At 72.3% G+C, this 10,714-nt stretch carries 7 protein-coding genes; 2 read left to right on the top strand and 5 right to left on the bottom strand.

Features of this window, described 5'->3' with window-relative positions; translation table 11 throughout:
* Nucleotides 1-103: 103 nt before the first annotated feature.
* The 4 genes from TR50_RS24980 to TR50_RS24965 form a co-directional block, all read right to left on the bottom strand.
* Nucleotides 104-1,084 (bottom strand): hydroxyacid dehydrogenase, encoded by a 981-nt coding sequence (locus TR50_RS24980; RefSeq protein WP_042426300.1) that lies wholly within the window; start codon nt 1,082-1,084, stop codon nt 104-106.
* A gap of 209 nt (nt 1,085-1,293) precedes the next feature.
* On the bottom strand, nt 1,294-2,208 hold the full coding sequence (locus tag TR50_RS24975; RefSeq protein WP_042426158.1) for a carbohydrate ABC transporter permease: 915 nt from the start codon (nt 2,206-2,208) through the stop codon (nt 1,294-1,296).
* Nucleotides 2,205-3,173: a carbohydrate ABC transporter permease gene (locus TR50_RS24970; RefSeq protein WP_084700953.1), complete on the bottom strand. Its 969-nt coding sequence runs from the start codon at nt 3,171-3,173 to the stop codon at nt 2,205-2,207. Before TR50_RS24970 ends, TR50_RS24975 begins: the two co-directional genes overlap by 4 nt.
* A 2-nt stretch (nt 3,174-3,175) precedes the next feature.
* On the bottom strand, nt 3,176-4,528 hold the full coding sequence (locus TR50_RS24965) for an ABC transporter substrate-binding protein (protein WP_042426156.1): 1,353 nt from the start codon (nt 4,526-4,528) through the stop codon (nt 3,176-3,178).
* Nucleotides 4,529-4,827: 299 nt separating this feature from the next.
* Here TR50_RS24965 and TR50_RS24960 point away from each other — a divergent pair, with 299 nt between their 5' ends.
* Both TR50_RS24960 and TR50_RS24955 read left to right on the top strand, forming a co-directional pair.
* The gene (locus tag TR50_RS24960) at nt 4,828-6,762 is read left to right on the top strand and encodes a DUF2264 domain-containing protein (protein WP_042426154.1); all 1,935 of its coding nucleotides are present in this window, start codon (nt 4,828-4,830) and stop codon (nt 6,760-6,762) included.
* A gap of 4 nt (nt 6,763-6,766) precedes the next feature.
* Nucleotides 6,767-7,567, top strand: coding sequence for a sugar phosphate isomerase/epimerase family protein (locus tag TR50_RS24955; protein ID WP_042426151.1), 801 nt, complete (start codon nt 6,767-6,769; stop codon nt 7,565-7,567).
* Between the two features lie 71 nt (nt 7,568-7,638).
* Here TR50_RS24955 and TR50_RS24950 read toward each other — a convergent pair whose 3' ends face one another.
* On the bottom strand, nt 7,639-10,569 hold the full coding sequence (locus tag TR50_RS24950; RefSeq protein WP_176572858.1) for a polysaccharide lyase family 8 super-sandwich domain-containing protein: 2,931 nt from the start codon (nt 10,567-10,569) through the stop codon (nt 7,639-7,641).
* Between the last annotated feature and the right edge of the window lie 145 nt (nt 10,570-10,714).

The following is a 10,714-nucleotide window of genomic DNA, read 5'->3' as shown; positions in this document are numbered from 1 at the left end:
TTCTCCTAGCGTGCGAGGCGGGGCTGCTGGCGGGAGAGTGAGTGGAAAGCGCTTTCCCGGTCAGCATAGGGCAGGCCCGGGGGCGAGGGCAGCCCCCGGGCCGTCAGGCGGTGCGGTGGATGTGCTCGGCCAGGACCGGGTGCGCGAAGGGCAGCCCGGCCGCGTAGTTGGCCAGTTCGTCGGCCGCGGCGGCGGCCATGCGGTGCAGCTCGCCGCCGAGGGAACCGGCGATGTGCGGGGTGAGCAGTACGTTGGGCAGGTCGTACAGCGGGGAGTCGGCGGCCGGCACGTCGGGGTCGGTGACGTCGAGGACGGCGCTCAGCCGACCGCTCACCAGTTCCGCGACCAACGCGTCCTGGTCGATCAGCGAGCCGCGCGAGGTGTTGACCACCGTGCCGCCGTCCGGGATCAGCGCCAGCCGACGGCCGTCGATCAGGTGGCGGGTGGACGGCAGTTGGGGCGCGTGGACGCTGACCACGTCGCTGAGCGAGCACAGCTCGTCGAGGTCCACCAGGCCCGCGCCGAGCGCGGCGGCCTCCTCCGGGGCGACGTAGGGGTCGTGCAGCAGCAGGTCCAGGTCGTACGGCCGGAGCAGGTCGAGCACCCTCCGGCCGATCCGGGAGGCGCCGACGATGCCGACGGTGCGCCGGTAGTTGCCGATCCCCGGGTACGCGTTCTGCCAGTCGTGCGGAGCCCGGCGCTCGCGGTAGTCGGCGGCGAGCCGCAGCACCTTCTTGTTGGCGAAGAGGATCGCGGCCACGGTGTACTCGGCGACCGGCAGGGCGTTGGCCCAGGCCGCGGAGGTGACCTGGATGCCGCGCTCCCAGCACGCCTCGGTGATGTGCCCCTTGACGGTGCCCGCCGCGTGCAGGACGGCCCGCAGCCCCGGGGCGGCGTCCAGGACGCGTCCGTCCAGCGGTGGGCAGCCCCAGCTGGTGATCAGCACCTCGGCGTCGGCGAGGGCGGCCAGGGCCTCGGGGGTGGTGAAGTCGTCGAGGACCAGGCCGGGGTCGAGGTCGGCCAGGCCGGCGATCCGGGCCAGTGTAGGCGCGTCGAAGAGCCGCGCGGCGAGCGGCCGGTGCATCGCCAGCACGGCGCGCGGACGGCGCGTACGGCGCGGGCCGTCGTCCGCGGGGAGCGGCCCGGTGGCTGCGGTGGCTGCGATGGACTGGTGGGGCACTCGGTTCTCCGGCGGGTCTGCGCTCTGGGACGGGTCTGCGCTCCCGGACGGGTGTGCGCGCTCGGACGGATCTGGGTTCCCGGGGACGCCGGACGAACTCGGGGCGACGGGTGTCACTTGACGCTTCCTGCGGTCAGGCCGGCCTTCCAGTGGCGCTGGAGGGCGACGAAGGCGACGACGAGCGGGACGACGGCCAGCAGCGAGCCGGTGACCACCAGCGGGTAGAACTCGGGGTTGCCGTGGGTCTGCGAGTTCCACACGTACAGGCCGAGGCTGACCGGGAACAGCTTGGTGTTCGACAGCATCACCAGCGGCAGGAAGAAGTTGTTCCAGATCGCGGTGAACTGGAACAGGAACACCGTGACGAACCCCGGCATCACCATCCGCAGGCCGATGGACCAGAAGATACGCAGCTCCTTGGCGCCGTCCATGCGGGCCGCCTCCAGGACCTCGCCGGGGATGTAGCCGGCGCAGAAGACCCGGGAGAGGTAGACGCCGAAGGGGAAGACCAGGCTGGGGATGAAGACGGCCCAGAAGGTGTCGACGACGCCGATCTCGGACGCGAGCAGGTACATCGGCAGCGCGAGCGCGGTGGTGGGGACCAGCACGCCGAGCAGCACCAGGCCGAACAGCTTCTCCTTCCCCCGGAACCGGTAGACCTCGAAGGCGTAGCCCGCGCAGACGCAGACCAGCGCGCAGAGCAGGGCGCCGAGCCCGGCGTAGAGCAGGGAGTTGAGGTACCAGCGGAAGTAGATGCCGCCGTCCTGGGTGGCCAGGTCGTGGAGGTTCTGGACCAGGTGGACGTTGGACGGCGTCAGCCCGTTGCCGCCGAGCAGGTCGGGCGTGTTCTTGGCGGCGGCGGTGAGCAGCCAGCCGAGCGGCAGCAGGGTGTAGACGGTGACCAGCACCAGGGCCCCGTTGACGGCCGTCTTCGACAGCGACCACGGCCGGGACCGGCCGGCGGTCGCGGACCTCACGGCGCCGGTCTCCTGCGCGGTGTCCGTTTCCTTCGTGGCGACGGCGCTCATCGGGCGGCCTCCGTCCGGCGCTCGGAGCGGGTGCGGGTGACCCGGGTGACGATGAAGGAGAGGGCGGCCGCGGCGAGGGCGAGCATCACCGAGGAGGCGGCCGCCAGGCCGTAGTCGTTGCGGCCGAACGCCGCGGAGTACGCGAACATGTTGGGCGTCCAGTTGGTGGTGACCTGGGACGACGCCCCCTGGAGGATCATCGGCTCGGTGAACAGCTGGAGCGAGCCGATCAGCGTGAACAGGCAGACCATGGTGATGGACGCCTTGATCAGCGGGAGTTTGATGCTCAGCGCGGTGCGCAGCGGCCCGGCGCCGTCAACCAGGGCGGCTTCGAGGACCTCGCGCGGCAGGGCCTGGAGCCCGGCGAAGAAGATGACCATGTTGTAGCCGGTCCACTCCCACACGGCCATGTTGACCACGGCCGGCAGCGGGTGGCCGAGCAGGTCGACATGCACGCCGGCCGAACCCAGCGCGCCCACCACCGGGCTGATGCCGGGCGTGTAGAGATACGCCCAGATCAGTGCGGCGATGATGCCGGGGACGGCGTGCGGCAGGAACAGGGCCAGCTGGAAGAAGCGCTTGGCCCGCGCGAGGGCCGAGTCCAGCAGCAGGGCCACCGTCAGCGACAGCCCGACCATGACGGGGATGTAGAGCAGGCAGTACTCCGCGATCGTGGTGAAGCCGCCGCGGAAGACCGGATCGCCGAGGGCCCGGGTGTAGTTGCCGAGGCCGGTGAAGACCGTCTGGACAGGGCCGAAGCCCAGCCCCGAGCGGTGCTCGGTGAACAGGCTCAGATAGACGGCGTAGCCGATCGGGACGAGCGTCGCCGCAGTGAACAGGGTCAGGAACGGGGCCAGCAGGACGGCGGGGGCCCCGTACCGCCCGCGCCGCCGTGGGGCGACGGCGCGGGCGGTGCCGGCGGTGCGGGCGGTGCCGGCGGTGCGGGCGGTGTCGGCGGTGCGCAGACTCACTGGGCGACCTTGAGTCCGAGGGTGCCGAGGTCGGAGACGGTGGCCGACTGCGCGGAGCCGAGGGCGCCGTCGATGGTGCCGCCCTGGCCGAGCTTGGCGAAGGCGTCCTTCAGGGTGCTGTTGGTGACGCTCAGACCCGGGCCCCACTGCCAGCCCTGCACGATGGTCTTCGAGGCGGCGGTGAAGACCGCGTAGATGTCCTGCCCGCCGTAGAAGCTGGTGTTGAAGGCGGCCTTGGCGGCCGGCAGCAGCTCCGGGTCGGCCGGGAACATCGAGGAGGTGCCGGAGGCGATGCGCGCCTGGATGCCCTGGGGCGTCGTGGTGGCCCAGGTGGCGAACTCCACGGCGGCCTGGGCCTTCTGGCTGTCCTTGGAGACGGCGAAGGTCGAGCCGCCGAGCATGCCGCTGGCCGGCTGTCCGTCCCAGGTCGGGACCGGGGCGACCGCCCAGTTGCCCGCGTTGCCGGGGGCGCCCGCGACGGTGCCCTGGAGCACGCCGCCGCCCCAGGCCGCGCCCAGGTACGCGGCGGTCTCGCCCTTCTGGAGCGAGGCGGTCCACTGCTGGCTGAACGACGTCTGGACGCGGACCAGGTCCTTCGAGACGAGGCCGTCCCAGTAGTCGGCGACCTTCTTCGTCGCGGGGGAGTCCACGGCGATCTTCCAGGTGTCGCCGCTGCTGGAGAACCAGTGCGCGCCGTTCTGCCAGGCGAACGCCTCCAGGGTGCTCGGGTCGTCCGGGAAGAAGGTGCCGATGCGGGTGTTCGGCTCGGCCGCCTTGAGCTTGACCGCGTCGGCCTGGTAGTCGGCCCAGGTGGTCGGCGGGGTGGTGATGCCGGCCTTGGCGAAGAGGTCCTTGCGGTAGAAGAGCGCCTGCGGCGCGGCGTCCAGCGGCAGCGCCCAGGTGGATCCGCCGAGCGTGGTCTGCTCCACCGACTGCGGGAGGTACTTCGCCTTCAGGCCCGCCGGGACCAGCGAGGTGATGTCTTGTACGGCGCCCTGGCTGACGAAGTCCGGCAGGGCCGCGTACTCGACGTTGAAGAGGTCGGGGGCGTTGCCCGCCTTGACCGCGTCCGAGATCTTTGCGTAGCCGCCGGCCACACCGGAGGGGATCTGCTCGAAGTCGACGTGGACGTCCTTGTGCGAGGCGTTGAAGGCGTCGACGACCTGCTGGGTGCCCTTGGCCCAGGCCCAGAAGGTGATGGTGACGGGTCCGTGGCTGCTCGCCGAGGACGAAGCCGAGCCGCCACCGCTGCTGCCGCAGGCCGCGAGCAGGCTGATCGACAGCGCCGAGGTGGTGAGCACGGCGGCGAGACGGAGGACTCTGCGGCGGGCGGTGCGGTGAGTGGACATGGCACGGCTCCTGGTGAGGGGGATGGAATGCCCGAGTGGGGTGCTGGTCGCCGGAGCGGACAGGACCACCGGCGGTTCAGGTGCGGCAATCTTGCGACCGGTTGGGATCGGAGTCAAGAGCGGAGGATCAAATGATCTCACTCGATACGATGACTGCACGCCACTTTCTGGTAACGATCCAGGCGTAGCCGCTGATTCAGGTGCGACTGGCCGCCACCATCAGATCATTCGCTCACATGTGATGCCGTATTGATCCGCCGCTCAGCTGCCTCCGCCGTCGCACGATCAAGGAATCCGTCATGAGTCCGATCCACCTCCCGCCCGAGGACCGGCAGCTCAGCCCGCACACCGGCTGGACCAGGTCGCACTGGGAAGCGGTTGCCGACAGCCTGCTGGCCGCCGTACGGCCGCACGCCGGACCCGGCCACGCGCTCGTCAACCTGCCAGGACCCCGCCCGAGCGTCTCCGGCACCCGCTCCGACGGGCTGGAGGGTTTCGCCCGGACCTTCCTGCTGGCCGCCTTCCGCGTCGCCGGAGCGGGTGGCGCGGACCCCGACCGACTCCTGCCCTGGTACGCCGAGGGGCTGGCCGAGGGAACCCGCACCCCGACCACCGACCGGGAGCTGAGCGACAAGGACCCCGTCTCCTGGCTCGCCGTCGGCGACCGCAACCAGGCCATGGTCGAGGCCGCCTCGATCGCCCTGTCCCTGCGGCTCACCCGCCCCTGGCTCTGGGACCGCCTCGACGACGACGTGCGCGAGCGCACCAGGGCCTACCTCGCCGGGGCGCTGCACCACACGCCCGTGGACAACAACTGGTGGCTCTTCCCGTTCACCGTCGGAGGCTTCCTCGTCGAGGCGGGCGCGGACGAGGACGGAGCGGCGCAGTCCGCCGTCGCACGGGGGCTCGCGATGATCGAGCAGTGGTACCTCGGCGACGGCTGGTACACCGACGGCCGCCCCCGCGCCTTCGACCACTACAACGGCTGGGCCCTGCACCTCTACCCGGTCCTGCACGCCCACCTCGGCGGCGACCGCGCACTGCTCGACACCTACGGCGGCCGCCTCGCCGCCCATCTCGGCGGCTACGCCCGGATGTTCGGCGCCGACGGCGCACCGATGCACCAGGGCCGCTCGCTCACCTACCGCTTCGCCGCCGCCGCTCCGCTGTGGGCCGGAGCGCTCGCCGGCCGTACCCCGCTCGCACCGGGAGCCACCCGCCGGCTGGCCTCCGCAGCGCTGCGCTACTTCCTCGACCGCGGCGCTCTCGAACCGGACGGGCTGCTCTCGCTCGGCTGGTTCGGCCCGTATCCGCCGATGGTCCAGGAGTACTCCGGGCCCGCCTCGCCCTACTGGGCCAGCAAGGGCTTCCTCGGCCTGCTGCTGCCGCCGGACCATCCCGTGTGGACCGACCCCGAGCAGGACGCCCCGGTGGAGGCCGCCGACGCCGTCGTCGCGCTGCCCGCCCCCGGCTGGCTGCTCCAGTCCACCGCCGCCGACGGCCTGGTGCGACTGCACAACCACGGCAGCGACAACCAGCCCGCCGACCAGGTGCTCGCCGACGACCCGCTCTACGCCAGGCTCGGCTACTCCACCGCCACGGCTCCCGCCCACCAGGGCCCGGCCGACAACCACTTCGGCCTGGTCGTCGACGGCGAGCCGAGCGAGCGCGGCCGGATCCGACCGGTCGGCGCCGGGCGGGGCTGGGCCGCCTCCGCGCACGCGCCGCGCGTCGGCGGGGCCGAACTGCCCGGCGTCGGCGTCCTGTCGCTGGTCCTGGCCCACGGCCCGGACGAGGTCCACGTCCATCTGGTCACCGGCGCCGCCCCCGGGACCGAGGTCCGGCACAGCGGCTGGGCCGTCGCCGGAGGGACGGCCGAGGCACGGACGGACGGTCTGCTCGCCGTGGCCGCCGCCGACCCGGAGCGCGGCGGACCGACCTCGGCGCTCCGCGGCCTCGTCGGCTACGACACGGCCGAGGCGGTCGGCCTGCCCACCGGCACCGCCTTCGGCGAGGTCGGCGGGCTCCCCGTGCTGACCGGCCGCACGAGCGGGGAGCGTTCGCTGTTCGTCTCCCTCGCCCGCCTGTCCCGCCTGCCGTCGGCCCCCTTCGCGGACCTTCAGGTGCACGCTGACGGATCGTCGGTCCGCGTCGTCTGGCCGGACGGCACCGAGGACGAGGCGGTGGTCCACCCGGACCACGTCGACGTCCACCGCACGAGGGAGAAGGGCTGAACGGATGCGGCTCGCCTTCTCCACCCTCGGGCTGCCCGGGACACCGCTCGACCAGGTCCTCCGCCTCGCCGCCGACCACGGCTGGGCCGGTCTGGAGCTGCGCTGCGCGCCGGGCGAACCGGTCCACCCGGAGCTGACGAACGCCGAACGCCGGCGCATCCGGCGGCAGTTCGCGACGGCGGGGACCACCCCGCTGGCCGTCGCGAGCTACCTCGGGATCGCCGCGCCCGGCGAGGACGCCCCGTTGGTCGCCGGGCTGCTCGACCACCTCCGCCTCGCGGCCGATCTGGACGCGTCCTACGTCCGGGTGTTCCCGCAGGGCGGGGAGGGGTCGGCCGCCGGGGCCGACGAAGCAGACGGGCGCGCCGCCCGCCGCCTCACGGCGGTGGCCGAGCAGGCGCGGGCGCTGGGCGTGCGGGTGCTGCTGGAGACCCACGACTCGCACCGCGCCGGGCGCGACGTCGCCCGTGTGCTCGACCTCGTCGACGCCCCGGCCGTGGGCGCGCTGTGGGACCTGCTGCACACCCGACTGGCCGGGGAGACGCCGTCCCAGAGCTGGGAGGCGCTGCGGTCCCACCTCGGCTACGTCCAGGTCAAGGACGTCCTCGGGCCGGGCGACCTCACCCCGCTCCCGCTCGGCGCGGGCACGCTGCCGGTCGCCGACTGCCTCCGCCTGCTGCCCTCGGACTGCTGGGTCTCCTGGGAGTACGAGGCCCCCTGGTACCCGGACGCCGCTCCGCTGGCCCCGCTGCTCGCGTCGGGCGCCGCTTGTCTGGCCCGGCTGGGAGCCGGTCTCGGAGGCTGAGGACCGCACCGCGAAACCGGCGCCGCCCGCTGCTCGTCGAAGCAGCGGGCGGCATCTGTTCCGGCGGTCGGTCAGCTGCCGACCACCTCCAGTCGGGGCGGGTTGGCGGTGCTCAGCCTGGTGTTCAGCACCGTCGCCAGGCCGGCGGCGCCGAGAGGCTCGAAGACGGCCAGCGAGGCCGTGCCGTCGCCGCCCGCGCCGGTCTGTGCCGCCGCGACGGCGGCGGTGACGTCCAGGGCGACCCAGTCGGCTCCGGTCGAGATCATCCCGGTTCCCAACGCGGTGGTGACGGCGGGCGCGGAGTCCCAGGTGACCGTCGACTCCGTCCAGGTGTCGGAGGAGGTGCCGAACGCCTGGAGGGTGGTCGTCGTCCCGCCGGAGTCCTGCACGTTGCCGTAGACCCACAGCACGGCGCGGGAGACGGCGCCGCTGACGCCGGAGACGTCGAATTTCAGCAGCGACCTGCGGTTGTAGCCGTTGTCTGAGGCGTTGGCGTTCTTCACCACCATGGTGGTGGCGTCGCCGTAGTTGGTGGCGGCGTAGGAGCCGTCGCGGACGTAGGCGGTCGCGACGGCGCCCAGCCGGGCGGCGGTCGCGTTCGCGGGCGCGGTGCCGGAGGAGCTGAGCGTGGCGGTGCGGCCCGCGCCGTGGGTGCCGCCGGTCTCGGCGAGCAGCACGACCTGGCCGGAGGTCGACAGCACGGTCACCCCGCTGGTGGAGGTGGCGGACGCGTAGGTGCTGCGGGCGATCGTCACCTTGACGGTGGTGGAGGCACGGGTGGGGTCGGACACCACCACCGTCATGCTGCCGCCCTGTTCGCGCATCAGCACCGAGCACGGACCGTCGACCGTGATCGGTCCAGCGCTGCCGGCGGCGAAGAAGTCGGCCATGGTGAGGCCGAGCGAGGAGCAGCTGATGGCCTGGGCGGTGGAGGTGTTGGCCAGGACGCTGACGTTCGGACTCGCCGCGCGGGCGGCGGCCTGCGCGGCGGTCGCGCCCGGCATCAGCTGGTAGCAGTAGCCCGCGCCGCTGGGGTCGGTGCCGTGGTCGAACCACAGGGAGAGGTAGTTGCGGGTGAGCGGGGCGGTGGACGAGCCGGTGTTGACGTCGGACCAGGCGCCGCTGCGGGCCGTGCGCTGGACGTGGACCGTGCCGCCCTCGGGGAAGACCCAGGCGCCCATGCCGCCGATCGCCATGGAGCCGGGGTCGGTGAAGGTCTGGGTCCAGCCGAGGGTGGTCGGCTGCGTGGCGCCGTCGACGGTGAAGACCTGACTGTTGCCCGTCCCCAGGTTGCGGTTGTCGACGGTCGTCCGGACGTCCGTCCCGTCGGCGCAGGTGATCCCCGCGCCCAGGCAGTAGATCGAGTCGTCCAGCAGGAACCAGGACTTCCTGCCGGTGAGGGTGGACTGAAGCCCCCGCACGTCCTGGCCGACGACGGAGTAGGTGCCGTCGGTGACACCGCCGGCCCAGGCCGTGTCCGGGTGGGACGCTCCCCAGGCCCCGCCGGCCGCGTCGGCGAGGGCGAGGGTGGAGACGGTGGTGCCGGGCAGCAGGTACGGGTCGACGGTCGGCCAGAAGGCGTCCGCGTACTGGCCGTCGCCGTAGGTGTCGCCGTACCAGTAGAGCATCCCGCTGTTCTGGTGCCAGCCCTTGAGGTTCTCGCCGTTGCCGGTCTCGTAGAACGTGGTGCGGGACGAGCAGATGCTCAGCTGCGCCGCCCAGCCCGCGCGCCGGTGGACCGCGCGGTCCATGCCGAGCACCACGCTGTTCACGGGCTCCGCCGTGGCGGTGACGGTGGAGTCGTTCAGCAGGGCCTGGGCGCGGGCGAGTTCGGGGATCTGCACACCGGCGTCCTTCAGGATCGGCTCGTAGTACTGGCGTTGCAGCCAGCCCTTGACCATCGACTTCCAGGCCGCGGACTGCGCGGCGGGGGCCGCGCCGGACTCGGCGAGCCGCAGGATGTCCGAGACGACGCCGTGGCCGCGGGTGTTGTCGTCCTGCTGGATCCGCAGCGGATCGCTGAGCTGGACGCCGCGACTGACCGCGCGTCCGCAGACGCCGTCCATGATCAGGCCGTTGTAGAGGAAGCGCGCGTAGGAGGCGGTGACGGCGGTGAAGATGTTCTGCACGTCCGGGTCCGTGATCGCCCAGGTGGTCCCTGCGGTCAGCGTGAGCAGCTTGCTGATGTCGCCGAGCAGCACGTCCCCGTAGGTGCCGGTGTAGGGGATGTAGGTGTGCTGGACGAAACTGCCGTCCGCGTAGAAGCCGTCGCCGCTCAGCACGTAGGGGAAGACCGGCGACAGCGCGGTCTGGGCGGTGGTCAGCGGGGCGGAGCTCTTGCCGAGCACGCCGCGCAGCATCAGCACGCGGCACAGGTCCACCCGGTTCGCGCCGGTGCTGGTGCCGCTGTACGTGGCGACGGTCGAGGCGGGGACGGAGTGGTCGACCGCCGCGCAGTAGTTCGCGAGCTGCGTCGAGGAGAGGGAGGGGTACAGCAGCAGGGCGGTGTCCAACAGGGCCTGCGGGGCGCCGATCTGCCAGTCCCACCAGTTGTCGTAGCTGGTCGTGGTCGGCGTGTAGGCATGGCTGTACAGCCAGTCGAGCCCGGTGGTGACCGCGGAGGCGAGCGAGGCGCTGCCGGTGAGGCCGGTGCCCGGTTGGACGTAGGCCAGGGCCATGGTCTTCAGTCGGGAGTAGCTGCTGGTGACGTTGGCGGAGACGGAGCCGATCGGCAGGTCGGGCCAGAGCGAGCCGGTGGCCGGAGCCATCGAGGACTGGTCCGAGCCCGCTTGGGAGCCGAGGGTGGCGAGCGCGGTGGAGAACGGCGCCGCGGTGGCGTCGAACCCGCTGCCGGTGAGCAGGCCCACCCACGTCGTCCGCATCGCGTCGTAGGTGTCGGCGGCGAAGGCGAAGGAGGGGCGTAGGAACGGGGTGACGGCGGCTGCGGCGGCGGCCGTACCGCCGAACTGCAGCAGCTGACGACGGCTCATCATCCTTGCCATGAGGTCCTCCTTGATCGAACCCTCCGTGCCGATGGTGGGTGGAAAGGTAAGCGCTTTCCACGCGAGCGTCAATGCATCGTGACGCGAATGGTCTCGACTGGGACTATGTGATCGCAGGCGGATCGAATGGTAGCGTTTGATCGTC

This window comes from Streptacidiphilus anmyonensis (genome assembly GCF_000787855.1).
Taxonomy (GTDB): Bacteria; Actinomycetota; Actinomycetes; order Streptomycetales; family Streptomycetaceae; genus Streptacidiphilus; species Streptacidiphilus anmyonensis.
Note: the sequence above shows the minus strand (reverse complement) of the source record. Positions and strands in the feature narration are given on the sequence as shown.

Bases quoted from the DNA above. Each gene is read 5' to 3' on its own strand.
- TR50_RS24955 (WP_042426151.1), top strand. From the start codon at position 6,767: ATGCGGCTCGCCTTCTCCACCCTCGGGCTGCCCGGGACACCGCTCGAC.
- TR50_RS24980 (WP_042426300.1), bottom strand. From the start codon at position 1,084: ATGCACCGGCCGCTCGCCGCGCGGCTCTTCGACGCGCCTACACTGGCC.
- TR50_RS24950 (WP_176572858.1), bottom strand. From the start codon at position 10,569: ATGGCAAGGATGATGAGCCGTCGTCAGCTGCTGCAGTTCGGCGGTACG.
- TR50_RS24960 (WP_042426154.1), top strand. From the start codon at position 4,828: ATGAGTCCGATCCACCTCCCGCCCGAGGACCGGCAGCTCAGCCCGCAC.
- TR50_RS24965 (WP_042426156.1), bottom strand. From the start codon at position 4,528: ATGTCCACTCACCGCACCGCCCGCCGCAGAGTCCTCCGTCTCGCCGCC.
- TR50_RS24975 (WP_042426158.1), bottom strand. From the start codon at position 2,208: ATGAGCGCCGTCGCCACGAAGGAAACGGACACCGCGCAGGAGACCGGC.